This window comes from Azospira sp. MPR-E4, from assembly GCF_058809645.1.
Map to the genome: position 1 here is coordinate 27,898 of NZ_JBXAST010000007.1, position 25,708 is coordinate 53,605.

Here is a 25,708-nt window from a genome sequence, read left to right on the forward strand (position 1 = left end):
GGGCGCTTAATCTGGATCAAATGGAGGCGCTGCGGGCCCGGGATTTGTATCCATAATTATGAATGCAAAACAGCGGGACGCCTTTTTTCTTGTGTTAATATTGGCGGACTAACAATAAGATAGCGCTCCGCTGCTGTAATCCGTTGCATAAAGAATCCGGCCTCCCCATGCCACTTTCCCCTGCCCCTGTTGCCCGCCAGCGCCTGCACGTCCGCAGCATCCAGTTGTATGGCTTCAAGCGCGAGGATGGTCTGTGGGACGTGGAGGCGCGTCTGACCGACGTCAAGGATCATGATTACCCCCTTTCCTCCGGGCTGCGGCCAGCAGGAGAACCGGTGCACGATATGTGGGTACGGGTCACCATCGATCGGGAATTCAACATTCTCGCGGCGGAGACCCGGACGGACGGCATGCCCTATGTGGGACAATGCGACCGTATCAACGCGGATTACAACAGGCTGGTAGGCTTGAATCTGTTTCACGGCTTCCGCAGGGCGGTCAAGGAGCGTTTTGGCGATGTCAAAGGCTGCTCCCATCTGACCGAGCTGGTCATGGTGCTGCCGACGGCGGCGATCCAGACCTTTGCCAGTGAAATGAAAGACAACGAGGACCATGGTCACAAGCCTTATCAGCTTGACCGCTGCCATGCCCTCGAATCCACTTCGGAAGCGGTCCAGCGCTATTACCCGCGCTGGTACCGTGACCAGAAAATGGGGTAGGGGAGACACTCCTGCCTTTTGCTCGCAACTTCAACCAAGCAAGGAAAGCGCATGAAAATTCATGAATATCAGGGTAAGGAGATCCTGAGAAAGTTCGGCGTGACGACGCCGCGCGGCAAGCCTGCCTTCTCCGTCGACGAAGCTGTCAAGGTCGCCGAGGAACTGGGCGGCAAGGTGTGGGTCGTGAAGGCCCAGATTCACGCTGGTGGCCGCGGCAAGGGCGGTGGCGTGAAGGTTGCCAAGTCCCTGGATGAAGTGCGCCAATACGCCACCCAGATTCTGGGCATGCAACTGGTGACCCACCAGACCGGCCCGGAAGGCCAGAAGGTCCGCCGCCTGCTGATTGAAGAAGGCGCCGACATCAAGAAGGAATACTACCTGGCTGTCCTGACCGACCGCGCTACCCAGAAGGTCGCCGTCATGGCCTCCTCCGAAGGCGGCATGGACATCGAGGAAGTGGCCCACGCCACCCCCGAGAAGATCCTCAAGGAATTCGTTGATCCCCTGGTCGGCATCACCGACCAGCAGACCCTGAACCTGGCCCAGGGCATCGGCGTTCCCGCCGACTCCGTGGCCAAGGCCCAGGCCGAGATCAAGAAGCTGTACCAGTGCTACATGGAAACCGATGCCTCCCTGGCGGAAATCAACCCGCTGATCCTGGAAGGCAACGGCAACATCAAGGCTCTGGACGCCAAGTTCAATTTCGACTCCAACGCCCTCTTCCGTCATCCCGAAATCGTTGAATACCGCGATCTGGATGAAGAAGACGCCGACGAAATCGAAGCCTCCAAGTTCGACCTGGCCTACATCTCCCTGGACGGCAACATCGGCTGTCTGGTGAACGGTGCCGGTCTGGCCATGGCCACCATGGACACCATCAAGCTGTTCGGCGCCGAGCCGGCCAACTTCCTGGACGTGGGCGGCGGTGCCACCACCGAGAAGGTCACCGAAGCCTTCAAGATCATGCTCAAGAACCCCAAGGTCAAGGGCATCCTGGTCAACATCTTCGGCGGCATCATGAAGTGCGACACCATCGCCACCGGCGTGGTGACCGCGGCCAAGGAAGTGAACCTGTCCGTGCCGCTGGTGGTCCGCATGAAGGGCACCAACGAGGACCTGGGCAAGCAGATCCTGAAGGATTCCGGTCTGCCGATCATTTCCGCCGATACCATGGCCGAAGCGGCCCAGAAGATCGTCGACGCGGTCAAGTAAGGAGTTATTGAATGTCCATCCTGATCAACAAAGACACCAAGGTCATCACCCAGGGCATCACCGGCAAGACCGGCCAGTTCCATACGGAAAAGTGCCAGGAATACGCCAACGGCAAGAACTGCTTCGTTGCCGGCGTGAACCCCAAGAAGGCTGGCGAGAAGATCTTCGACATCCCCATCTACGCCACCGTCAAGGAAGCTGCCAAGGACACCGGCGCCACCGTTTCCGTCATCTACGTGCCGCCCGCCGGCGCTGCTGCCGCCATCTGGGAAGCCGTTGAAGCCGACCTGGACCTGGCCATCTGCATCACCGAAGGCATCCCCGTGCGGGACATGCTGGAAGTGCGCAACAAGATGAAGGAAAAGGAAGCCAAGGGCGGCAAGAAGACCCTGCTGCTGGGCCCCAACTGCCCCGGCCTGATCACCCCCGATGAAATCAAGATCGGCATCATGCCCGGTCACATCCACAAGAAGGGTCGCATCGGCGTGGTTTCCCGCTCCGGCACCCTGACCTACGAAGCCGTTGCCCAGCTGACCGAAATCGGTCTGGGCCAGTCTTCCGCCGTGGGTATCGGTGGCGACCCCATCAACGGTCTGAAGCACATCGACGTCATGAAGATGTTCAATGACGATCCGGATACCGACGCCGTCATCATGATCGGCGAAATCGGCGGTCCCGATGAAGCCGAAGCCGCCATGTGGTGCAAGGCCAACATGAAGAAGCCCATCGTCGGCTTCATCGCCGGTGTGACTGCCCCCGCGGGCAAGCGCATGGGCCATGCTGGCGCCCTGATTTCCGGTGGTGCCGACACCGCTGACGCCAAGCTCGCCATCATGGAAGAGTGCGGCTTCACCGTGACCCGCAACCCCTCCGAAATGGGCCGTCTGCTCAAGGGTCTGCTGAAGTAAGCAGCGTCCCCGGCGCAATGCCAAGGCGGGCCTTCTGGCCCGCCTTTTTCTTTTGGGGCGTGCCCTGGGAGGCGGGCGGGGCGCCGCTGCTGGCGATGCCATGCCGGAAATGCCCGTCCTTCCTGCCTGAGCGGCCCCATGCTCTGTCATCGCAGACCCTGCCTGTCCGGGAAATGCCGGGCCAGGGCCCGGCCACGGTACAATCCGGCCCCATGGAACTCGACCTCACTTCTCCCGTTTTCTGGCTGGCGGTGGCCCAGATCATCGCCATCGACGTGGTGCTCTCCGGCGACAACGCCGTGGTCATCGCCCTGGCCTGTCGCAACCTTTCCCCCGAGCAGCGCAAGAAAGGCATCTTCTGGGGCGTCGCCGGCGCCGTCAGCCTGCGCGTGGTGCTGACCACCTTCGCCGCCCTGGTGATGAACCTGCCCTGGCTCAAGCTGGTGGGCGGCCTGCTGCTGCTGTGGATCGGCATCAAGCTGCTGCTGCCGGAGGACGACGACGGCCACGACATCAACGCCGCCGACCACCTGTGGGGCGCGGTGAAGACCATCATCGTCGCCGACTTCGTCATGAGCCTGGACAACGTCATCGGCGTTGCCGGCGCCTCCCACGGCAGCCTGTTCCTGCTGCTCTTCGGCCTGGCCGTGAGCATTCCCCTGATCGTCTGGTCCAGCCAGCTGATCCTCAAGCTGATGGAGCGCTGGCCGGTGGTGGTGACCCTGGGCGCCGCCCTGCTCGGCTTCGTCGCCGGCGAAATGATCGCCGCCGATCCCGGCCTGGCGCCCTGGCTGACCGGCACTCCGGCCTGGCTGCCCAAGGCCGTCGGCCTCCTCGCCGCCGTGCTGGTGGTGCTGGCCGGCAAGGTGCTGCAGGCCCGGCGCCCGGCCCCCGTCGATATTACCGTGGAGTAAGAATGGCCCTGTATCTGAGCGAAGCCGACGTCCAGTCGGTGCTGACCATGCCCATGGCCCTGGAGGCCGTGGAAACCGCCCACCGCGAACTGTCCCGGGGGGGCGCCCTGGCCGCCCAGGATACGCCTCGGGCCCGCACCCGCCTGCCCCAGACGGCCCTGCACCTGCTGCACGGCGGCCTGCCCGGGCTGGGCATCCTGGGCTACAAGGCCTACACCAGCAACCGCAGCGGCAACCGCTTCAACGTCTTTCTCTTCGACGCCGCCAGCGGCGTGTTGCAGGCCGTGGTGGCAGCCGATTACCTGGGCATGATGCGCACCGGCGCCGCCTCGGGCATCGCCGCCAAATGGCTGGCGCGGCCCGATTCCGAAGTGGCCGGCGTCTTCGGCAGCGGCTGGCAGGCCCGGGGTCATGTTGAAGCCATCTGCACCGCCCTGCCGCTGCGCCGGGTCAAGGTTTACGGCCGCAAGCGGGACAAGCAGGAAGCCTTCTGCACCGAGATGGGCCAGCGCCTGCCCGGGGTCGAGATCGTCCCCGCCGCCGATGCGGAAGCGACGGTGCGCGGCTCCGATGTGATCGGCACCATCACCACGGCCGCCGCCCCCCTGTTCGACGCCGACTGGCTGGTGCCGGGCGTGCACATCAATGCCGCCGGTTCCAATGCCCTGATCCGCCAGGAACTGTCCGAAGCCGCCGTGCGCCGTTGCGACCTGGTGGCGGTGGATACGGTGGATACGGCCCTGAAGGAGGCCGGGGATCTGGTGCCCCTGCTGGAGAAGGGCCGCCTTTCCGCCCGCCAGCTGGTGGAACTGGGTGATGTCATCGTCGGCCGCCGTGCCGGGCGCACTTCGCCCGAGCAGATCACCCTGTTCGAATCCCAGGGATTGGCGGTGCAGGATCTGGTGCTGGCCTCCCTGGTGCTGGCCCAGGCCCGGGCCCGGGGGCTGGGCCAGGAGCTGCCGTTCGGCGGCTGAAAACGCCCGTTTGTTTCTCGCCCGCCGGGGAGCGTGAATTATGGCGCGCCCGGCGCCGGCTTTCTCGGCGAGAATCCCATTTGACTGAGTTAAGGCGGCACTGTAAGAATGCAGAATACGCCGCTGAATAATAGGGTTGCGGCACGAGGGAGCCGGAGGGAGCCAGCATTGGGCCATTCCGGCAGGCCATAGAAGAAGACAACTAATCAATTTGGCATTGGAGGCCCTGCGCCATGCGCAAAGCCGGATTCTGGAAGACCGACTGGTTCCTCGGCCTGGCCCTGTCCCTGGCCATGCTGGCCGCGGCCAATGGAGAGTTGATCCAGAGCCTGGAGCGCAAGGCCTACGACATGGGCGTGGCCGCCTCCAGCCGGACCCCGTCCGAGCGGGTGGCGGTGATCGCCATCGACGACCAGAGCATCGCCAACATCGGCCGCTGGCCCTGGTCCCGGGACGTCCATGCCCGCCTCACCGACCTCCTGGTGGGGGCCAAGGCCAAGGTCATCGGCAACACGGTGCTGTTCTCCGAGCCCCAGATCGATCCGGGCTACGCCTACATCACCCGGCTGCTGGAACTCTCCCGCCAGGGCGCCATGCCGGCGGAGGCCGCCGGCATCCTGCAGGAGGCCGAGGCCGCCCTCAACACGGACCGCCGCCTGGCCCAGAGCTACGGCGCCACCGACACGGTGCTGCTGCCCATGCTGTTCCAGCTGGGCGATCCCCTGGGGCGGCCGGACCAGCCCCTGCCGGAGTTCGTCAGCCGCAACCAGCTGACCCGGGTCAATGCCGGCAGCGGCTTTGCCCTGCCCACCAACGCGGTGCAGCTGCCGGTGCCGGGCATCGGCGAGAAGGCCGCCGCCATCGGCCATCTCAACGCCTCCGTGGACGTGGACGGCGGCATCCGCAGCGAACCCCTGGTGCTCAGCTACTACGACCAGTTCTATCCCTCCCTGTCCCTGCTGATCGCCGCCCGCAGCCTCAATCTCGGGCCCGCCGACATCCAGGCGACCCTGGGGGAGTCGGTGCGCCTGGGCAAGCTGCGCATCCCGACAGACCCGGCCAGCCGCATGCTGACCTTCTTCTACAAGGACCGGGAGGGCAAGCCCGCCTTTGCGGTGGATTCCTTCTACGACGTGCTGTCCGGCAAGATTCCCGCCGCCAAGTACCAGGACAAGATCGTCCTCATCGGCGCCACCGCCGCCGGGGTCGGCGCCAGCCAGGTGACGCCCGTATCCCCGGCCATGGCACCGGTGCTGACCCTGGCCCACTCCGTCTCCAGCATCCTGCAGGAACACTTCTTCGTCATCCCGGCCTGGGGCCTGGGGGCCGAGCTGGCCGCCTACCTGCTGGTGGCCCTGTACCTGATCCTGTTGCTGCCCCGGCTTTCCGCCGGCGTCGGCGCCGGCCTCACCGCCCTGCTGCTGGCGGCCCTGCTCGGCCTGCATTTCGGCCTGATGCTGGGGGCCGGCCTGTGGCTGCAGCTGATGGGCGCCGCCACCCTGCTGCTGCTGGGTCATCTCCTGCTCACCACCAAGCGCTTCCTGGTGACGGAGCGGGGCAAGGAGAAATCCGACCAGGAATCGGCCGAGTCCAACCGCATGCTGGGCCTGGCCTTCCAGGGCCAGGGCCAGCTCGACATGGCCTTCGACAAGCTGCGCAAGTGCCCCCTGGACGACCAGTTGATGGAGAACCTCTACAACCTGGCCCTGGACTTCGAACGCAAGCGCCAGTTCAACAAGGCCGAGGCCGTGTTCCGCTACATGTCCGGCTACAACCCCAAGTTCCGGGACCTGGAAATGCGCCTGTCCCGGGCCAAGGCCATGTCGGAAACCATCATGCTCGGCGGCGCCGGCGCCCGCAGCAGCGGGGGCACCCAGATCCTCACCGGCGGCGAGGTGGAAAAGCCCATGCTGGGCCGCTACCAGGTGGAAAAGGAGCTGGGCAAGGGCGCCATGGGTGTGGTCTACCAGGGGCGCGACCCCAAGATCAACCGGGTGGTGGCCATCAAGACCATGGCCCTGGCCCAGGAGTTCGAGGAAGACGAGCTGGCCGACGTCAAGGAGCGCTTCTTCCGCGAGGCGGAAACCGCCGGCCGCCTCAACCATCCCAACATCGTCACCATTTTCGATGCCGGCGAAGAGCACGACCTGGCCTATATCGCCATGGAGTTCCTCAAGGGCAAGGACCTGGTGCCCTTCACCAAGGCCGACCACCTGTTGCCGCCCGAGCGGGTAGCCGACATCGTCGCCCGGGTGGCCGAGGCCCTGGACTACGCCCACCGCAACAACGTGGTGCACCGGGACATCAAGCCGGCCAACATCATGTATGAGCCCGAGTCGGACCAGGTCAAGGTGACCGACTTCGGCATCGCCCGCATCACCGATTCGTCCCGCACCCGTACCGGCATGGTTCTCGGCACCCCGTCCTACATGTCGCCGGAGCAGCTGGCAGGGAAGAAGATCGACGGCCGCTCCGACCTGTTTTCCCTGGGCGTGACCCTGTACCAGTTGTGCTGCGGCCAGCTGCCGTTCCATGGCGAATCCATGGCCCAGCTGATGTTCAAGATCGCCAACGAGGCCAGCCCCGACGTGCGCCTGGCCAATCCGGCCGTGCCCGCGGCCCTGGCGGAAATCATCAACAAGGCCCTGGTCAAGGACGCGGAGCAGCGTTACCAGACCGGGGCGGAAATGGCGCGCGACCTGCGTGCGGCCTGCGCCCCCGGCGCCGGCGGCGCCGGCGGCGTGGACGTGACGCTCTGAGGGGGAGGAAAACTGCGTGCATAAGAGTCTGAGCGAGGCCCTGGAAATCGCCGTCAAGACCGATCCGGGCATGGTTCGGGGCCACAACGAGGATGCGGTCTTCGCCAATCCCCACCTGGGCCTGGCCATCCTGGCCGACGGCATGGGCGGCTACAACGCCGGCGAGGTGGCCAGTGGCATGGCCACCACCCTGCTCTCGGGCGAGATCGAGGAAGGCCTGATCCTGAAAGGCGCCTGGGAGGTGGAGCCCGACGGCGAGCCCTACGCCAACGCCCTGCTGCGGGAACGTATCGCCACCGCCAATTCGGCCATCTACCACGCCGCCCAGAGCCAGCCCCAGTACGCGGGCATGGGCACGACCCTGGTGTTGGCCCTGTTCGCCGACAACGTGGTGACCGTTGCCCACATCGGCGACTCCCGCCTCTACCGCCTGCGCGGCGAGGAATTCGTGCGGGTCACCCGGGACCATTCCCTGCTGCAGGAGCAGCTCGACAGCGGCATGCTGACGCCGGAACAGGCCCGGCTGTCCATGAACAAGAACCTGGTGACCCGGGCCCTCGGCGTGGACCCGGAGGTGGAGCCGGAGATCCGCTCCTACCCGGTGCTGCCGGGCGACATCTTCCTGCTCTGTTCCGATGGTCTCAACGACATGGTGGAGGACGAGGAAATCGGCCTCACCCTGCAGACCCTTTCCGCCAACCTGGAGCTGGCCGCCACCCAGCTGATCCAGATGGCCAACGACAACGGCGGCCGCGACAACGTGTCCGTGATCCTGGTCAAGGTCCTGCGCGACTTCGCCGCCCCCCGCGGCTGGTGGTCCCGTTTCCTGGCCTGGTTGAAATGATTTTTCGCTAAGGAATTGCACTATGGCAAAGCTGATTCTCTCCATGGACGGACTGGTCCTGAAGGAAATCCCGCTCACCAAGGAGCGGATGACCATCGGCCGCAAGCCCCACAACGATATCCAGATCGACAATCTGGCCATCAGCGGGGAACACGCGGCCCTGGTGACCATCCTCAACGATTCCTTTCTCGAGGACCTGAACAGCACCAACGGCACCCTGGTGAACGGCCAGCCCATCAAGAAGCACTTCCTGCAGAACGGCGACGTGGTGGAACTGGGCAAGTACAAGCTCAAGTTCATCAGCGACCTGCCCGCCGCCCGTGAGGGGGAGACCGACTTCGAGAAGACCATGGTGCTGCGTCCCGGCAGCATCCAGCCCCAGGAGGCGCCCGCCGCCTCCGCCGTGGGCGAGGCCACCCATGCCAACTTCGGCGACGTGCGCATCCCGTCGCCGCCGCCGGCTGCCCCTGCCGCCGCCGCGGCGCCCCTGCTGGGGGTGGTGCAGATACTCAACGGCGCCAATGCGGGCAAGGAACTGGAACTGGTGAAGACCCTCACCACCTTGGGCAAGCCCGGCGTGCAGGTGGCCGTCATCACCCGGCGGCCCCATGGTTATTTCATCACCCATGTGGAAGGTGGCCAGTTCCCGGTGGTCAACGGCAAGACCCTGGACGCCCAGGCCCATCCCCTGGCGGACCACGATGTGGTTGAGATCGCCGGGGTGAAGATGGAATTCTTCCTGAAGAACTGAGGGGCGCGGACGCAGCGGCGCCGCACGGCCAGCCGGGGGCAAATTGAAAAAGAACCTTGTCAGAATCGCCCTCGGCCTGGCGCTGGTGCTGCTCACCCTGGGGCATTCCATCCGCCTCTACCAGCATCCCCTGCTGTCCCACCTGGATGCCATCACCTACGATGCCCGCCTGCGCCTGACCCAGCCTGGCGGCCTGGACAGCCGGGTGGTGGTGGTCGATATCGACGAGAAGAGCCTGGCCGAAGTGGGGCGCTGGCCCTGGAGCCGGGACAAGGTGAGCCGGCTGGTGCGGCAGCTGACGGACCACTACGGCGTGCAGCTGGTCGGCTTCGACGTGGTCTTTGCCGAACCCGATGAAAGCTCCGGCCTGCGGGTCCTGGAGCGCATGGGCGCCACCAGCCTGAAGGGCGACGCAGCTTTCCTTGCCTCCCTCTCCTCCCTGCGCGGCAGCCTGGATTACGACGGCCAGTTCGCCGCCACCCTCAAGGGGCGGCCGGTGGTGCTGGGCTTCTACATGTCCAACGGCATTCCCCAGGGGGCGCTGCCGCCGGCGGTGCTGCCGGCCGGCACCTTCCAGGGGCGCAACATCCTGTTCACCTCCTGGCGCGGCTACGGCGGCAACCTGCCGGCCTTCCAGGCGGCGGCCCCGGCCGGCGGCCACTTCAATCCCCTGGTGGATTTCGACGGCATTTCCCGCCGGGTACCCATGCTGGTGGAGCACGGCGGCCAGTACTACGAATCCCTCTCCCTGGCCATGGTGCGCCTGCTGCTGGGCAATGTGCCGGTGCGGCCGGGCTACGCCGAAGGGGGCGGCGGTTCCGGCTATGCCGGCCTGGAATGGCTGGACCTGCCGACCCCCCGGGGGGCGCTGCGCATTCCCGTGGACGAGAACGTGGCCACTCTGGTGCCCTACCGGGGCGGCCAGGGCAGCTTCGTCTACCTGTCGGCGGCGGACGTGCTGCAGGGGCGGGTGGCGCCGGCCAGCCTGCAGGGGAAGGTGGTGCTGGTGGGCACCACCGCGCCCGGCCTCATGGATTTGCGGGCGACCCCGGTGGGCGAGGCCTATCCGGGGGTGGAAATCCACGCCAACCTGATTGCCGGCATGCTCGACGGCAGCCTCAAGCACAAGCCGCCCTACGCCCTGGGTTTCGACGTGGTCCAGGTGCTGCTGGTGGGCCTGCTGCTGTCCCTGCTGCTGCCGTCCCTGTCGCCATCCCGGGCCACCCTGCTCACCGGGGCGGTGCTGGCCGGGGTGGTGGGGCTCAACCTCGCTTTGTGGCAGTCCGGCCTGGCCCTGCCGGTGGCCGGCGTGCTGCTCCTGATCCTGGCCCTCTACGCCATGAACATGTCCTGGGGCTACTTCGTCGAATCCCACAGCAAGCGCCAGCTGACCCAGCTCTTCGGGCAGTACGTGCCGCCGGAGCTGGTGGACGAAATGGCCCGGGACCCGGAGCGCTACAGCATGGAAGGCCGCAACGCCGAGCTGACCGTGCTGTTCTCCGACATCCGCGGCTTCACCAGCATCTCGGAAGGCCTGGACCCCAAGGACCTGGCCCATCTGATCAACGAATACCTGGGCGCCATGACCACGGTGATCCGGCACCACCGGGGCACCCTGGACAAATACATCGGCGATGCCATCATGGCCTTCTGGGGGGCGCCGGTGGCCGACCCCGACCATGCCCGTCACGCCCTGCTGGCGGCTCTGGAGATGCAGGTGGAGCTGCGCCGTCTCGACGCCCCCTTCGCCGCCCGGGGCTGGCCGGCCCTGCAGATCGGCATCGGCATCAATACCGGCCTCATGACCGTCGGCGACATGGGCTCGCCCCTGCGCCAGGCCTACACGGTGATGGGCGATGCGGTGAACCTGGGTTCCCGCCTGGAGGGCCTGACCAAGCAGTACGGCGTCGGCATCATTGTCGGCGAGGCCACCCGGGCGGCGGTGCGGGACGGCGTCTTCCGCGAGCTTGACCGGGTCCGGGTGAAGGGCAAGGATGAGCCGGTGGCCATTTATGAGCCTCTGGGCCTGGTGGGCAGCGTGCCCCAGGCCCTGCTGGATGAACTGAAACTGTGGCAGCAGGCCCTGCGCTGTTATCGTGCCCAGGAATGGGACCAGGCCGAGCTGCAGCTGATGAACCTGGTGCGCCTCAACGGTGACTGCCGGCTCTATCAGCTTTACGGCGAGCGCGTTGCCCATCTGCGGCAGCAAGCTCCGGGTGACGGCTGGGACGGCGTCACCACTTTCGAAACCAAGTAGCGGCCGGAAAATCATGAAAATCAGGATTCTCGGTTGTAGCGGCGGCATCGGCGGCCGGCATTTGCGGACCACCTCCATGCTGGTGGATCACGATGTGCTGGTGGATGCGGGAACCGGCGTGGCGGACCTTTCCCTGGCGGAGCTGGGGGCGATCGACCACATCTTCCTCACCCATTCCCATCTCGACCACATCGCCTCCCTGCCCCTGCTGATCGACACCGTCATGGACATGCGCATCGGCCGGCCGGTGACGGTGCACGCCAGCGAGGCCACCCTTGCCATCCTGCGCCAGCATGTCTTCAACTGGCTGGTATGGCCCGACTTCAGCGAAATCCCTAGCCGGGAAGAACCCTGTCTGCAGTTCCAGGCCATGGAGCTGGGGCAGCGGGTAGACCTGGGTTGTGGCCGCAGCATCACCGCCCTGCCGGCGGAACACACGGTGCCGGCCGTAGGCTATCTGCTGGATTCGGGCAGCAACAGCCTGGCCTTCAGCGGCGACACCACTAGCAACGACAGCTTCTGGCCCCGGGTGAACGAGGTTGCCAACCTGCGCTACCTCATCATCGAGACGGCCTTCTCCAACAAGGAGCGGGCCCTGGCCATCGCCTCCAAGCACCTCTGTCCAAGCCTGCTGGCGGAGGAACTGGCCAAGCTGGTGCGACCGGCCGAGGTTTTCATCACCCACCTGAAGCCCGGCCAGATCGAGCAGACCATGCAGGAGATCGAGGAAGGCGTGGCCGGCTTCAAGCCCCGCATGCTGCAGAACAACCAGGTCTTCGAACTGTGAGCGCGTCATGGCCAAGGTGAGCGTGGAAGCCCTGGCGCGCCTTTCGCCCCTGGGCAATCTGTCGGGAGAGCGGCTGGCTGAACTGGCCGCTTACTGCCGCCTGGAAAGCCTGGCCCCGGGCCAGGCGCTGCCGCGCCAGCGCCTGGAGGCCGGGCTTTCCCTCTACCTGCTGCAGGGCGAACTGCGGCTGTCGTTTGCCGACGGCAGCGGCGCCGTGCTGCAGGCCGGCAGCGAGGCGGCTGCCTGGCCCCTGGGCCTGCAGGAGCCCCGGCCCCAGGCGCTGGTGGCGGTGGGGAACGTTGAACTGCTGGGCGTTGATGGGCAGTTGCTGGACATCCTGCTTACCTGGGAACAGCTGGCGGCCAATGCGGGCGTGCAGAAAGCCCCGGCCGTTGCCCCTGCCGCCCCGGAGGAGACCACCGACTGGCGGCAGATGTCCGGCGCCTTCAATGTCCAGGTGCTTACCGCCAGCGCCCTGGGCCAGCTGCCGCCGGCCCACATCGATGTCCTGCTGCAACGCTTCCGCCGCCTGCGGGTGCCGGCCGGCGAAGTACTGATCCGGGAAGGGGACGTGGGCGATGCCTACTACCTGATTGAGTCCGGCAACTGCGAGGTGACCCGCCGCCTCGGCAACAAGGAGGTCGTCCTGGCCCAATTGGGGGCCGGCCAGGCTTTCGGCGAGGAGGCCCTGGTGGCCAATGCCCGGCGCAACGCCAGCGTCACCATGAAGAGCAAGGGCGTCCTGCTGAAGCTGGGCAAGGAGGATTTCGATGCCCTGTTGCGGGCGCCCCTGCTCAAGGGGCTGTCCCGCGACGAGGCCCAGGATCGGGTGGCCCGGGGGGCCGTCTGGGTGGATGTGCGCTATCCGGCGGAGTTCCGTTTCGACGGCCTGCCCGGGGCCATCAACCTGCCGGTGAACGAGGTGCGCGGCGCCTTCGGCAGCCTCGATCCGAACCGGGAATACGTGGTCTATTGTCAAAGCGGGCGCCGCAGCTCGGCCGTCGCCTTTCTCCTGACGCAGCAGGGCTATCAGGCCTGGTGGCTGGAAGGCGGGCTCTGGGGCCCCCTGGCCGAAACGAAGGAACAATAATGAACGCAGCACATCCCACCCCCGACAGCAGCGCCCAGGGCGACGTCAATAGCCGCCTGCTCTTTTTCAAGAACCTGCAGGCGGTCACCAACAAGATCCACGCCACCAGCAATATTGACGAGATCATGCTGGAGCTGTCCCAGGACATCTGCAATCTCTTCAATGCGGACCGGCTGACCATCTACACCGTCAGCGAAGACCGCAGCAGCATCGTCTCCAAGGTGAAGACCGGCCTCAATTCCTTCAAGGACCTGAAGCTGCCCATCACCGAGCAGAGCGTGGCCGGCTACGTGGCCATGACCCAGAAAATGGCCAATATCCGGGACGTCTACGACGACGTGGAGCTGAAGGCCTATTCCCCCAAGATGAACTTCCTGCAGGAGGTGGACAAGCGCACCGGCTATCGCACCAAGCAGATGCTGGTGGCGCCCATCAGCGACGGGGAGGGGGCTTTGCTGGGGGTGGTGCAGATCATCAACAACCGGGACGATGTACCCTTTGCCGCCGTGGCGGAGGAGGGCGTCCAGGGCCTGGCCCAGACCCTGGCCATCGCCTTCACCCAGCGCCAGAAGGCGGTGCCCGGGGTGCGCTCCAAGTACGACGGCCTGGTCAGCGATGCCGTCATCTCCGCCGCCGAACTGGACCTGGCCCAGCGCTCGGCCCGGCGCAAGGGGCTCGATCTGGAGGAGGTCCTGGTCAAGGAATTCCAGGTCAAGCCGGCGGCCATCGGCCAGGCCCTGGCCAAGTACTTCGGCGACCCCTACGAGCCCTACCGCAGCGAGCGGGTCAAACCCATCGACCTGCTGCGCAACCTCAAGCGCGACTATCTCGAATCCCAGCAATGGGTGCCGGTGGAGGAAACCCGGGAAGGCGTGGTGGTGGTGGCGACGGACCCGGAGCGGGTGCGCAACTCCCGGGTGGTGAACAACATCTTCCCCAAGAGCAAGGTGGTCTACCGGGTCACCACCAACCGGGAATTTCTCCAGGTGCTGGACCATTTCTTCGGTGCCCTGGCGGACGTGGCCTCGGTGGGCGACCTGCTCTCCGACCTGGGGGACGGCGACGACGAGGCAGGCGACGTTGTCGGCGACGACGTTTCTGCCGCCGCCGAGAACGAGCTGGTCAAGCTGGTGAACAAGATCATCATCGAGGCTTACCAGCAAGGGGCTTCCGACATCCACATCGAACCCCGGCCGGGCAAGGAAAAGACCCTGATCCGCTTCCGCAAGGACGGCTCCCTGGTGCCCTACATCGAGATTCCCGCCTCCTACCGCAATGCCCTCATCGCCCGCCTGAAAATCATGTGCGATCTGGATATCTCGGAGAAGCGCAAGCCCCAGGACGGCAAGATCAAGTTCAAGAAATACGGCCCCCTGGATATCGAGCTGCGGGTGGCCACCATCCCCACCGCCGGCGGCATGGAAGACGTGGTGATGCGCATCCTGGCCGCCGGCGAGCCCATTCCCCTGGACAGCCTGGGCCTGACGCCCCACAACCACGAGACCCTGAAGAGCATCATCAGCAAGCCCTACGGCCTCTTCTTCGTCTGCGGCCCCACCGGCTCGGGCAAGACCACCACCCTGCATTCCATCCTGGGCCACATCAACACGCCGGACACCAAGATCTGGACCGCGGAAGACCCGGTGGAAATCACCCAGAAGGGCCTGCGCCAGGTGCAGATCAACAAGAAGGCCGGCCTGGATTTTGCCACGGTCATGCGCTCCTTCCTGCGGGCCGATCCGGATGTGATCATGGTGGGCGAAATGCGGGATGCGGAAACCACCGGCATCGGCATCGAGGCCTCCCTCACCGGCCACCTGGTGTTCGCCACCCTGCATACCAACAGCGCCCCCGAATCGGTGATCCGCCTGCTGGACATGGGCATGGACCCCTTCAATTTCGCCGACGCCCTGCTCGGCATCCTGGCCCAGCGCCTGGCCAAGCGCCTGTGCAAGGAGTGCAAGGAGGCCTACCAGCCCTCGCCGGAGGACATGAAGCGGCTGCTGACCGAGTACTGCGAGGAGCTGACCAACACCGACAGCTGGAAGAAGGACCCCAAGGGCTCCTACGAAGCCGTCTACCGGGACTGGAACAGCCGCTACGCCAAGGACGGCCAGTTCACCCTGTATCGTGCCAAGGGCTGCCCCGCCTGCAATGACACCGGCTACAAGGGCCGGGTCGGCCTGCACGAGCTGATGGCCGGGACCGACGGCGTCAAGAAACTGATCCAGGAACATGCCCGGGTGGCCGAGCTGGTGGCCTGCGCCCTCAACGACGGCATGCGCACCCTGAAGATGGACGGCATCGACAAGGTGCTGCAGGGCATTACCGACATGAAGCAGGTACACGCGGTCTGCATCAAATAGGAGGTAGGGCATGGATACCCTGGACGATCTTTTCCGGCGCCTGGAGCAACTCAACGAGATCGGGGCGGCCCTCTCCCACGAGCGCAACCTGGATCGCCTGCTGGAGCGCATCCTGCTGGCGGCCAAGCAGATCACCCACGCGGACGGCGGCACCCTCTACCGCATGACCGAGGACGGGCGCCATCTGCGCTTCGAGATTGTCCGCACCGACTCCCTGGCCATCGCCTTTGGCGGCAGCAGCGGCCAGCCCCTCTCCTCCAAGTTCCCCGACCTGCCGCTGTACACCGAAAGCGGCGAGCCCAACAATTCCATGGTGGCCGCCTACAGCGCCCTCAATCTGCAGACGGTCAACATCGCCGACGCCTACACGGCGGAGGGCTTCGATTTCTCCGGCACCCGGGCCTTCGACGCCCGCACCGGCTACCGCTCCCAGTCCTTTCTCACGGTGCCCATGAAGAACCATGAGAACGAGGTGATCGGCGTCTTGCAGCTGATCAACGCCCAGGATCCCGTCAGCGGTGAAGTGCGGGCCTTCTCCTATGCGGACCAGCGCCTGGCCGAATCCCTTGCCTCCCAGGCGGCCATCGCCCTGACCAACCGGCAGCTCATTTCCCAGCTGGAAGAACTGTTCGAGTCCTTCATCCAGCTCATCAACACCGCCATCGACGAAAAATCCCCCTACACCGGCGGCCACTGCCAGCGGGTGCCGGAGCTGACCATGATGTTGGCCGAGGCGGTGAATGCCACCACGGAAGGCCCCCTGGCCGACTTCAGCATGTCCGACAAGGACCGCTACGAGCTGAAGATGGCCGGCCTGCTGCACGATTGCGGCAAGGTGACGACGCCGGTGCACGTGGTGGACAAGGCGACCAAGCTGCAGACCATCTTCGACCGCATCCATCTGTTGGATACCCGCTTCGAGGTGATCCGCCGCGATGCCCAGATTCGCATGTGGCAGGCCATTGCCGGCGGCCGTGGGGAAAGCCAGGCGCGCCAGGAACTGGAAGCGAGTCTGGCCCAGATGGAAGAAGACCAGCGCTTCCTGCAGCGCTGCAATGTGGGCGGCGAAGCCATGCAGCCGGAAGACCAGGAGCGGGTACGGCAGATCGCCCGCCGCTACCGCTGGCAGGATGCGCAGGGCAAGGAAAACGATTTCCTCAGCGCGGACGAAGTGGAGAACCTGACCATCCGGGCCGGCACCCTGACCGAGGCCGAGCGGGAGATCATCAACCACCACATCGTCGCCACCATCCGCATGCTGGAATCCCTGCCCTGGCCCAAGCACCTGAAGAACGTGCCGGAATACGCCGGCGGCCACCATGAGCGCATGGACGGCAAGGGCTATCCCCGGGGCCTGACCCGGGAACAGATGAGCATCCAGGCCCGGATCATGGGCATCGCCGACATCTTCGAAGCCCTCACCGCCCGGGACCGGCCTTACAAGGAAGGCATGAAGCTGTCCCAGACCCTGGCGATCATGGAGCGCTTCCGCGCCGGCGGCCACATCGATCCGGACCTGTTCGACGTCTTTATGCAGCAGAAGGTCTATGCCACCTATGCCCGCCGCTTCATCAGCCCGGAACAGATCGATATCTGAGGCCGGGGTGACGTGTATCGTTCAATGTGACGTAATTTGTCACCTCGGTCTTGCGCCGGGGGACTAGCCATAGTTCAGGGAGAACAACGGCTTGCCTGGTTCCGTGTCGGTTGGCATCTTTCCTGCTAATATTCCATCGGCGTCGCAAGGCGTTCTATTACTTGCTAAGGAGATTTACTCATGAAAAGCATTCAGAAGGGCTTTACCCTGATTGAACTGATGATCGTGGTTGCGATCATCGGCATTCTGGCCGCCGTTGCACTGCCGGCCTATCAGGACTACACCGTCCGTGCCAAGATGTCCGAAGTGATCCTGGCCGCTTCCGCCTGTCGTACCACCATCAGTGAAGTTGTGCAGTCTTCCTCCTCTTTGCCTGCGGGCGGCTCCTGGGGTTGCGAAAACTCTGCCACTGGTGGCGCTTCCAAGTATGTGAAGTCCATCAGTACCAGTGACGCAGGTGTTGTGTCTGTGGAAATCCAGAACATTAATGGTGATGTAAATGGTAAGACCGTTACTTTGACCCCCTATACCGATGCGGCCGGCTCTAACCCGCTGACTTCCAGCGATGCCGGTAAAACTGTGGCCCTGTGGAAGTGCGGCCCCGGTACCGGTTTGCAGGCCAAGTATCTGCCGGGTTCCTGCCGCGGTTAATTTCCGGGCTTAACCAGAAAAGGGCATGCGTGACGCATGCCCTTTTTTCATTTTTGTCTTGAGCTATGGCCAAATCTATTCGCACTCAAATTGCTATTGTTCTGCCGGCATACAACGAATCGACGACTATTGCTGCCTGTATTCGGGAGTTCCATCGGGTACTGCCGGGGGCGCAGATCATCGTGGTCGATAACAATTCGAGCGATGATACCGGTAGTGTCGCCTTGCAAACTTTGCAGTTTTCCGGCATTTCCGGCTGCGTTTTGTCGGAGCGCCGGCAGGGGAAAGCAAATGCTGTTCGGCGAGCTTTTCTTGAAGTGGATGCCGATGTTTATGTTATGGCAGATGCAGATCTGACTTATCCGGTAGATATTCTGCCGAAGCTATTAGACCCGGTATTGAGTGGCCAGGCAGACATGGTTGTCGGAGATCGGCTCAGCTCGGGGGCGTATGCTCGAGAAAACAAGCGCCCCTTCCATGGGTTTGGCAACTCTTTGGTTGCATGGATGGTGAACTCCCTTTTTTATGCCAGATTGACCGATATCATGAGCGGTTACCGTGTGATGACGCGACAGTTTGTCGAGAATTACCCCTGTCTAGTCGAAGGGTTCGAATTGGAAACGGATTTAACTCTCTATGCTGTAAATGGGCGGTTCCGTGTCGTCGAACTACCGGTACATTATCAAGATCGTCCGGCAGGGAGTTATTCAAAGCTGAATACCTTTACAGATGGCGCCAAAGTCATTTTTGCCATTGCCCAGATACTTCGTTATTACAAGCCATTTAAGTTTTTTGGCTGTTTATCGCTGCTTTTCTTCTTGAGTGGTCTTGTGGCCGCAGTTCCCGTGTTGACCGACTGGGTGCGGGAGCGCTATATCCACCACCTCCCTCTGGCCATCCTGGCCACGGGCCTTGAGCTAGTCGCTGTTCTTTCCCTTGCCATCGGTTTGATCCTGGACTCTGCCGCCTATCAGCAGCGCAAAGAACTGGAAATTAACTTGCGGCGTACCGGACGATAAGCATGCACTACATTTCTCCGAGACGGCTTGAGTATGCTGCCGTAGCGCTAGTAGTCGTTGCCGTCTTTCTGTGGGTGTTCTTGGCTGGGAAAGATGTAAATTGGGATTTGATCAATTACCACTATTACGGCGCCTATCAGTTTCTGGAAGGTCGGGTTGCGCAGGATTTTCTCGCCGCAGGCGTCCAGAGCTATATCAATCCCATAGGATATCTTCCCTTCTATGGGTTGATAAAACTAGGGTTACCCAGTTTTGCCATTGCAGCCCTGCTTACGCTCGTTCATGTCTGCAATCTTCTGCTGTTATGGGGGCTCAGCTTTCGTTTGCTGCCTGGCAATGACGGCGCGACTTCCTTTTTTCGGGCTGTAGGCGTCGCTCTATCAGCTGTATCTCCCGTTTTTCTGACGACGGTTGGCAGTAGCTTTATCGATCCGATTTCGTCGTTGTTGATTATGGCGGCATTGTATGCTGTTACCTTTGAGACCACGCGGTGGCGCATATTCTCGGGGAGCGCTTTGCTGGGTGCCGCCATCGGTCTGAAGCTTACCAACATCTTCTTCGCACCCGCTTTTCTCGGATTTGTTTTGGTTGCACTTGGCCGCTCTTTCTGGAGCTGGCGGGTGATTCTGCAAGGAGTTGGCGGAGCCGTAGCTGGTGGGGCTTTGCTGCACGGCTATTGGGGCTGGCTGTTGTGGCAAGAGTTCGGCAATCCGATATTTCCTTTTGCTAATAGCTTCTTCCACTCTCCGGATTTTCCGTTTGTCAGTATTCATGATGGACGCTTTCAACTTGGGGGCGTCAAGGATTTGCTGCTGCTTCCCCTCCGGATGATGGAAGCTCGTTCCGGTATCTATACGGAAAACCTGAGCCCAGATTTGCGAATTTTTCCCCTTCTCCTTGCGCTCGTTTGGGTGGCTATTGCTAGCATTCGCTCCACAGAGATTCGAGTGTCAAAATGGCCGTTCGCCTTGGTGTGCTTCTGGCTACTGGGATTTTCCGCCTGGCTGTGGGGCTCCACAATCGGACGCTATGCGCTCCCTTTATGGTTGTTGGCGGGACTTCTGTTGCCGGTGGTGCTCATCAGAATCATGCCGCTCCGATGGGCTGCCTTGATCACGGGGTGTTTGTTGGTTTTGCAAGTGGCCCATGGGTATGTCAGTGTTGGTAATTTCCGCTGGCAACCTACTGCATGGGAAGGCGCCTGGATCGAAGTGGATGTTCCGGACATACTTAGGAACAAAAAAGCATTTTTTCTTTCGGTCGGAGTCCAAACCTATTCAATGGCGATTCCATTCCTTCATCGCGATTCTGTTGTTACGAATATCGTGGGCCAGTACACCCTGCCGTATGGGAGGCAGATGTTGCCGCGGTTGAGAAAAATGATCAATGCATGGGATGGGGATTTTTATGTCTTGGGAGCGACTGTTCGGGCCCATGAGGAGGGGTTGCCACAGCGAATTCAGGATGATTTGTCTGCCCTAGTCGAGCCTTATGGGTTTGTGCTGACCGGGCGGCCGTGCATGCAGATTCGATTGAAAGGGAAGGGCGTGGTCGAGTGGGCTGGGAGCGGATTACTGAATCCGGAACAGGAAGACTATTTTCAGATGTGGGCGTGTCCCCTGGTTATTAGTCCTACAACACCGCAGGCCCTTGAGAGAATGGCTCGGGTTGAACGAATTTTTGATACGGCAGAGAAGGCTTGTTCTTCCCTCCTGGGGCCTAGCCCGACACTGGCAATGCAGGGGCGAGGAGGCTGGCAGCGGCTATACTTTAATCAGCAAGCCGCTCTAATCCTCAAGGATGAAGTGGTGATATATCGACCTTATTTGGCAATGGGTGATCGGCTGGTCGGCAGTGCCCCTGATCTTGAGAAAGGAACGATGCTCAGTAGGGAGTGGTGCCATTAATCCGACTCCCTCATTGCAGCAATAAAAATATTTTTCCCCACCCATTTTCCAAGTAAACGATCAACTAGAAGGGATAGGGGGAAACAGTACCGGTCATACAGTTTTAGCGCCCGGGAACTGACTTCCCCATCTTTACTGCCAATAAGTTTAAAAAGTAGGGATGCAAAGAAACCCAAGCTATCAACATAGTGCCACTGCATAACACGAAATCCTGCGGCAACCAGTTTATTCTGGATGTCTGACGCCGAGTATCTCCGATGGTGACCAACCCGTTCATCCATCCTGCTCCAGATTAATTTGAATGCAGGGAGGTAGAGGCATAGCCTGCCATTTTTCTTTAGCTTTCCCAAGAGCTCCTGCAGTGTGGTGAGGTCGTCCTCAATGTGCTCCAGAACATTGGAGGAATAAATTAGGTCCATGCTGTCGTTCTCGATGTCGCTTAGCGACTTTGCGACAGGGTGCTTTGTGCTTAGGTAGGCCGCTAGCTCTGGATCAATTTCTAGGCATTTTATGGTGCCGTATTCGGACATTCTGTCCGCCAAAATTCCATACCCAGCCCCGAAATCGAGTATGGCTTTATCCTTGTTGGAGTGGGCTAGATGTGTTGCAAAAAGCGAGCAAATATGAGCGTTGTAGTTACGCAGAAGTGCCGTGGCATAGAGCTCCTCCTTTCCTGAGTAATGTACTCCCCCTTGTCGTTGCAATGCGGGCTGTTCGGATTTTGTCATGATGAAATTTAATTTAGATGGTTATATTGGTCTGTTAGCCGCAGGGGCTATTGTTTTGAATGTGGGTGCTCAGGTAGTGACCAAATACATGGGCCGGAATGGGTTGCACGAATGGCAGGACTGGGTTTCTCCGTGGATTGTGTCAGCCATTGCCATGTATTTTTTCAGCTTTCTATTGGTTGCCAAAATTCTAAGCAGAGCGCCTCTTTCCCTGGCGTCCCCACTTCTTGCTGGCGGAACTTTCATTCTAGCTGCTATTGGGGGCGTGTATTTTTTTGGTGAATCAATCAGTCCCTTGCGGTGGCTGGGCATCGTGATGATTGTGATTGGCATCTTGTGCGTCAGCAGATAGCTTTGAGCTTTGTTCTCATGAGAAAAGCTTTCGTTGACAGGTGGAGCTTGCGACTGCCTCTGCGTCAAGCGATAGAGACTCTTGTGATTGCGGTCCTGCTGGGAACGATCCACTTTGCAAGTGCTAGTGTTTTTCAGGACTTTTACTGGAAAGACTGGCGTGGAATCCGTTGGATTGCCATCCTCATGTCTCTATGCCCAATGGCCTTGGGCTACTTACTTTTGCGCTTTGCTTTCCCTCCCTTGATTGCGGCGGCTCTGCTGGGGGTTTTGTCTTTTGCGCTTGGCTATATCCACTGGACTAAGTTGGGGCTGACCGCAGAGCCTTTAGTGTGGGCTGATCTCCGGTCCACCAACAATTACTCCATCGTTTTCCACTATTTATCTGTTTCTAGCTCTTTATTGTTGCTGTTGCTCACTATGATCATTTTCGCCTCTGCTTTCCGAGCAAGGCGTACATGGTGGGCATCCCTGGTCCGTGGAAGCCACCTACGGATAGTCGGTTGCTGTGTTCTGCTGCCTATCGTGCTTTCTCCTTACGCGGTATTTCTCAATGGGAAAATCGCAGGGTGGGTTGAGTTCGGCTTGAAACAGGGCGGGGTTGATTACGTATATTGGGACTGGGATGGGAACGTCAAGAAAAACGGTTTGTTATTCCACTTGGTCCAGACTAGTGTTCGCCGCCTGCCGAATGTGCCTTCCCCATCAGAGGTTCAGGAATTTACATCCCTGAGCCAGCCCCAAGTAGAGGGCCTAGCGCGCCCCCCCCATATCATCGCCATTCTGTGCGAGTCATGTTGGCACGATGCTCAGTTTTTCTCTGATAGTTTTTCCCCTTTGGTCGAACGTGGTTTTGTCCCCTTTCGTACCATCTCGCCTGTCTACGGTGGCAATACAGCCAATGCATCGTTTGAATTTTTGACTGGTTTGCCCTCTCAAGGAGGTGGGTTGAAGGGTATTGTCTACCAGGAATATGCAGATTTTATGCGGCCAGATGTTTATGCGTTGCCGCGATCATTGGTGGGGGCCGGGTATCAGACCGTCGTCATCCACAACCACAAAAGAAAGTTCTGGAATCGGGATAAGGTCAAGCCGAAACTTGGATTCCAAAGCTTCATATCGCTGGAAGACATGCCCCACGACGGTAGTCCGTTCTGGGCGGATGATGCGTATCTCTATGACGCAGCTCTCAACGTAATCAAGGAAAGCAAAAGTTCCCCGTTATTTCTCTACCTGATCACTGTCTATAACCACGGAGGATATAAAGGCGGGAACGATTTTGGTGCCAGTGACTACCATCGCCGTCTTAGTTTCTCCATTAAGCGGATGGCGAGTTTCGTGGATGCCGCCCGGAAGGAGATTCCAGATGCCCTTTTTGTTGTTTATGGCGACCACAAGCCCGGGCTGACCCGTTTCTTTTACGAGAACAATGTGCTGACAAAAGAACAGTTTGATCTTGTAGGGAATCTCAACGAATCGTTCAAGTTTTCCTCCAGTGGTTCTTTGGAAGTGCGAGGAGATGTACCGGCTTATGCGGCTTATCCGGCAAAAGACCGGCTGAAACGTTTTGCGGAACAGGCAAGTGGCAAGCCGCTTTTCTGTCTTTCCTACGCACTAAATAGTGAGTTCTTGCATGCGGGACTCCCTGCGCTGGAGTATGCAAAGAGGAAGTCGCTCTGTGATCGTCCTCCGTCAGGTAATTATCGTGAGGTAGTAACAGCCTACCCCCCATGGCTCTATTACTTGTCCATGTTTGGGAATCAGCAATTGTTGCCGAAGTGAGTTTTGGTAACGTCCATCAAGTGAAGCAACTCACCCGCGGAGGTTTTACCCGCTTCCCGCTAATGACCAAGTACATTGAGCTGCTTTCAAGATAGTCTGGGTTTCCCCCTGCCTGACCCGGTTGGAGAACCACCATACAGCGCCTTTTTTGACCGTCCACGGCGCTTCCTGGCCGGAGAGGAGCAGGGCGGCCAGCTGGCCCAGGGTGGGCTGGTGGCCGACGATGAGGATGGTCTGCCGGCTGTCGGGCCAGCCGGCGGCTGAGAGCAGGTCGTAGACGCTGGCGTCGGGCGCCAGCTTGCGGCTGGTTTCGTAGGGCAGTTCCAGGGCGTCGGCGGTTTGCTGGGTGCGCACCGCCGGGCTGACCAGGATGCGGGTGTGCTTGGGCAGGCGGGGCTTGAGCCAGGCGGCCATCTGCCGGGCCTGCTTGGCGCCGCGGACGGTGAGGCGGCGGGCCAGGTCGTCGCTGCCGACCTCGGCTTCGGCGTGGCGCCAGAGGATCAGGTCCATGGCGGTCTCCGGGGACAAAGGCGCCATCCTAGCCGCTCCGCTTTGCAGTCTTGTTGCGCTTGCCGGGGGATTTTTCCCAGGGCGCCGTCTGGGCCAGGAAATCCTCGAGGAAGGCCGGCAGTTCTTCCAGCAGCAGGTCGCTGCGGCCCCCGAGCCAGCCCATGACCAGGCCGGGCCGGGCCGGCAGGGTGGGGGCCAGCAGCTCCCGGGCGGTGGCCAGGTCGTTGAGGCGCCCCAGGTGTTCCTGCAGGCGGGCCAGGGCTTGGGCGTAAGGGGCGCCGTTGCCGCCGGCGGGGGCAAGGAACTCGATGGCGTAACGCAGCTTCTTGAAGGCGATGCGCAGGCGGTGGCGGCCGGCGTGGTCCAGCTCCGCCAGGTTGCGGGCCAGACGGCTGGCCTGGCGGGCGCGGCGGTCGAGGCGGCGGGCGGCGAAGTCGGCCAGGGGGCGCTGGCCGGCCGGCTCTTCCCCGAGGGCGAAGAGGTCGGCGCTGAATTCCAGCAGCAGGCGGGAGTAGGCCGGCGAGCCCAGCAGGCGGCGCACGGCGAGGTGGGCAGCCTGGGAGCGGCTATTGGCGTGCCGTTCCAGGCGGGTCAGCTCGGCAACGCCGGGGAATGCGGCGTTCAGGGGAGGCAGGGTTTCGCTGAGGAACACGTCCCAGTTGCGGGCTTCTCCCAGGCCCCGGCCCAGGTCGCGCCAGGGGCCGGTCCAGCGTTGCCGGAAGGCTTCCGGCAGCACCGGGGCGAACAGTTTGAGCAGGGAACGCAGGCGGCGGATGGCGACCCGCACCTGGTGCACGTATTCCGGGCTGTCGCCGCGCTGGGCGCCGGCCTCGTTGGCCTGCAGGTGCTGCAGGCAGTCCAGGGCGGCGCTGCGGCAGGCGGCCAGGGGCGTCAGGTTCGTCTCCAGGGGCGCCGGACGGGCTTTCTGGGGCGGGCTGCGGCGGCCGGTGAACAGGGCGTAGCCCCGCTCCGCCTTGCTCGCCGCCACCGGGTGCAGGGCCTGGCGTTCGCCAAGGGCGGTGGACAGTTCCCGGGCCAGGGCGAAGAGGGCGGTCTCGGGGCCGGCCAGGAGCTCCAGTTCCAGTTCCCCCAGGGGCTCCCGCTGACCCTTGCTCTGGATGGTGCCCCGGTCCAGGGCGATCTCGATGCGGGTGCCGGGTGCCGGTTCGACAATCCAGGCGAGGCGGGTGAAGTCGGTGGTGAAGGCGGCTTCCAGGCGGGGCGTGCGCTTTTCCAGCCAGTGCCGCAGGTCCCCATCGTCCACGTGGGAAAAATCGAACTGGCCGGGTGCCACCTTGGCTTCCCACTCGTTGCGCCGGGCCAGGCCGCCGCTGGCCGGGTTGGCGGTCTTCACCGTCAGCAGCCAGTCCCAGCCCTTGCGCCGGTGGCGCAGGGCCATGCGCTGGCCGAGCAGTTCCAGGTCGGGGGTGTCGTAATAGGTGTTGAGCAGCCGCTGGCGCTGGGGGGCGCTGCCGGCCAGGAGCGGATGCCGCAGGAGGCGGGCGGCGCCGCCGGGGGGCAGGCGCAGCTTGAGTTCGGTTTCGAGGGCCATGGCGGGGATTCTACACCCGGCGATTTATCC

At 62.3% G+C, this 25,708-nt stretch carries 21 protein-coding genes; 18 read left to right on the forward strand and 3 right to left on the reverse strand.

The window, feature by feature from the left end; all coding sequences use genetic code 11:
• The first annotated feature begins 167 nt into the window (after nucleotides 1-167).
• From AC1RTA_RS03755 to AC1RTA_RS03830, 16 genes are all read left to right on the forward strand, one after another.
• A complete protein-coding gene (locus AC1RTA_RS03755) occupies nucleotides 168-719 on the forward strand; it encodes a DUF2889 domain-containing protein (RefSeq protein WP_014236540.1) in 552 nt (183 codons plus the stop codon).
• Between the two features lie 51 nt (nucleotides 720-770).
• Nucleotides 771-1,931, forward strand: coding sequence for an ADP-forming succinate--CoA ligase subunit beta (sucC, locus tag AC1RTA_RS03760; RefSeq protein ID WP_014236541.1), 1,161 nt, complete (start codon nucleotides 771-773; stop codon nucleotides 1,929-1,931).
• A gap of 11 nt (nucleotides 1,932-1,942) precedes the next feature.
• Nucleotides 1,943-2,839, forward strand: a complete 897-nt coding sequence (gene sucD, locus AC1RTA_RS03765) for a succinate--CoA ligase subunit alpha (RefSeq protein WP_014236542.1) — start codon at nucleotides 1,943-1,945, stop codon at nucleotides 2,837-2,839.
• Nucleotides 2,840-3,051: 212 nt separating this feature from the next.
• On the forward strand, nucleotides 3,052-3,753 hold the full coding sequence (locus AC1RTA_RS03770) for a TerC family protein (RefSeq protein WP_014236543.1): 702 nt from the start codon (nucleotides 3,052-3,054) through the stop codon (nucleotides 3,751-3,753).
• 2 nt (nucleotides 3,754-3,755) lie between these two features.
• Nucleotides 3,756-4,727, forward strand: coding sequence for an ornithine cyclodeaminase family protein (locus AC1RTA_RS03775; RefSeq protein WP_492783985.1), 972 nt, complete (start codon nucleotides 3,756-3,758; stop codon nucleotides 4,725-4,727).
• 233 nt (nucleotides 4,728-4,960) lie between these two features.
• Nucleotides 4,961-7,486 carry a CHASE2 domain-containing serine/threonine-protein kinase gene (locus AC1RTA_RS03780; RefSeq protein ID WP_492783986.1) on the forward strand — a complete coding sequence of 842 codons (2,526 nt, stop codon included), beginning with the start codon at nucleotides 4,961-4,963 and terminating at the stop codon, nucleotides 7,484-7,486.
• Between the two features lie 16 nt (nucleotides 7,487-7,502).
• Nucleotides 7,503-8,330 (forward strand): Stp1/IreP family PP2C-type Ser/Thr phosphatase, encoded by an 828-nt coding sequence (locus AC1RTA_RS03785; protein ID WP_014236546.1) that lies wholly within the window; start codon nucleotides 7,503-7,505, stop codon nucleotides 8,328-8,330.
• A gap of 22 nt (nucleotides 8,331-8,352) precedes the next feature.
• Nucleotides 8,353-9,081: an FHA domain-containing protein gene (locus tag AC1RTA_RS03790; RefSeq protein ID WP_130460122.1), complete on the forward strand. Its 729-nt coding sequence runs from the start codon at nucleotides 8,353-8,355 to the stop codon at nucleotides 9,079-9,081.
• A gap of 43 nt (nucleotides 9,082-9,124) precedes the next feature.
• Entirely contained in the window at nucleotides 9,125-11,338 is a 2,214-nt protein-coding gene (locus AC1RTA_RS03795) for a CHASE2 domain-containing protein (RefSeq protein ID WP_492783987.1), read from the forward strand.
• Between the two features lie 13 nt (nucleotides 11,339-11,351).
• Entirely contained in the window at nucleotides 11,352-12,125 is a 774-nt protein-coding gene (locus AC1RTA_RS03800; RefSeq protein ID WP_492783988.1) for an MBL fold metallo-hydrolase, read from the forward strand.
• 7 nt (nucleotides 12,126-12,132) lie between these two features.
• Nucleotides 12,133-13,215, forward strand: a complete 1,083-nt coding sequence (locus AC1RTA_RS03805) for a cyclic nucleotide-binding domain-containing protein (RefSeq protein WP_205231391.1) — start codon at nucleotides 12,133-12,135, stop codon at nucleotides 13,213-13,215.
• Nucleotides 13,215-15,581 (forward strand): GspE/PulE family protein, encoded by a 2,367-nt coding sequence (locus tag AC1RTA_RS03810; protein WP_492783989.1) that lies wholly within the window; start codon nucleotides 13,215-13,217, stop codon nucleotides 15,579-15,581. Before AC1RTA_RS03805 ends, AC1RTA_RS03810 begins: the two co-directional genes overlap by 1 nt.
• A gap of 10 nt (nucleotides 15,582-15,591) precedes the next feature.
• Nucleotides 15,592-17,178, forward strand: a complete 1,587-nt coding sequence (locus AC1RTA_RS03815) for an HD domain-containing phosphohydrolase (protein WP_492783990.1) — start codon at nucleotides 15,592-15,594, stop codon at nucleotides 17,176-17,178.
• Between the two features lie 180 nt (nucleotides 17,179-17,358).
• Nucleotides 17,359-17,829, forward strand: coding sequence for a pilin (locus tag AC1RTA_RS03820; protein WP_492783991.1), 471 nt, complete (start codon nucleotides 17,359-17,361; stop codon nucleotides 17,827-17,829).
• 65 nt (nucleotides 17,830-17,894) lie between these two features.
• The gene (locus AC1RTA_RS03825; protein WP_492783992.1) at nucleotides 17,895-18,848 is read left to right on the forward strand and encodes a glycosyltransferase family 2 protein; all 954 of its coding nucleotides are present in this window, start codon (nucleotides 17,895-17,897) and stop codon (nucleotides 18,846-18,848) included.
• Nucleotides 18,849-18,850: 2 nt separating this feature from the next.
• Nucleotides 18,851-20,755: a glycosyltransferase 87 family protein gene (locus AC1RTA_RS03830; protein ID WP_492783993.1), complete on the forward strand. Its 1,905-nt coding sequence runs from the start codon at nucleotides 18,851-18,853 to the stop codon at nucleotides 20,753-20,755.
• Here the strand turns inward: AC1RTA_RS03830 and AC1RTA_RS03835 are convergent.
• Nucleotides 20,752-21,483, reverse strand: a complete 732-nt coding sequence (locus tag AC1RTA_RS03835; RefSeq protein ID WP_492783994.1) for a class I SAM-dependent methyltransferase — start codon at nucleotides 21,481-21,483, stop codon at nucleotides 20,752-20,754. The genes AC1RTA_RS03830 and AC1RTA_RS03835 overlap by 4 nt on opposite strands.
• Here AC1RTA_RS03835 and AC1RTA_RS03840 point away from each other — a divergent pair.
• Both AC1RTA_RS03840 and AC1RTA_RS03845 read left to right on the forward strand, forming a co-directional pair.
• Nucleotides 21,482-21,835, forward strand: coding sequence for a DMT family transporter (locus AC1RTA_RS03840; RefSeq protein ID WP_492783995.1), 354 nt, complete (start codon nucleotides 21,482-21,484; stop codon nucleotides 21,833-21,835). The two genes, AC1RTA_RS03835 and AC1RTA_RS03840, sit on opposite strands and share 2 nt — an antisense overlap.
• 83 nt (nucleotides 21,836-21,918) lie before the next feature.
• On the forward strand, nucleotides 21,919-23,616 hold the full coding sequence (locus AC1RTA_RS03845) for an LTA synthase family protein (RefSeq protein WP_492783996.1): 1,698 nt from the start codon (nucleotides 21,919-21,921) through the stop codon (nucleotides 23,614-23,616).
• Nucleotides 23,617-23,661: 45 nt separating this feature from the next.
• Here the strand turns inward: AC1RTA_RS03845 and sixA are convergent, their stop codons facing one another.
• Together sixA and AC1RTA_RS03855 are read right to left on the reverse strand one after the other, a co-directional pair.
• Nucleotides 23,662-24,126, reverse strand: a complete 465-nt coding sequence (sixA, locus tag AC1RTA_RS03850; RefSeq protein ID WP_492783997.1) for a phosphohistidine phosphatase SixA — start codon at nucleotides 24,124-24,126, stop codon at nucleotides 23,662-23,664.
• Nucleotides 24,127-24,154: 28 nt separating this feature from the next.
• On the reverse strand, nucleotides 24,155-25,678 hold the full coding sequence (locus AC1RTA_RS03855) for a CYTH and CHAD domain-containing protein (protein ID WP_492783998.1): 1,524 nt from the start codon (nucleotides 25,676-25,678) through the stop codon (nucleotides 24,155-24,157).
• Nucleotides 25,679-25,708: the final 30 nt, after the last annotated feature.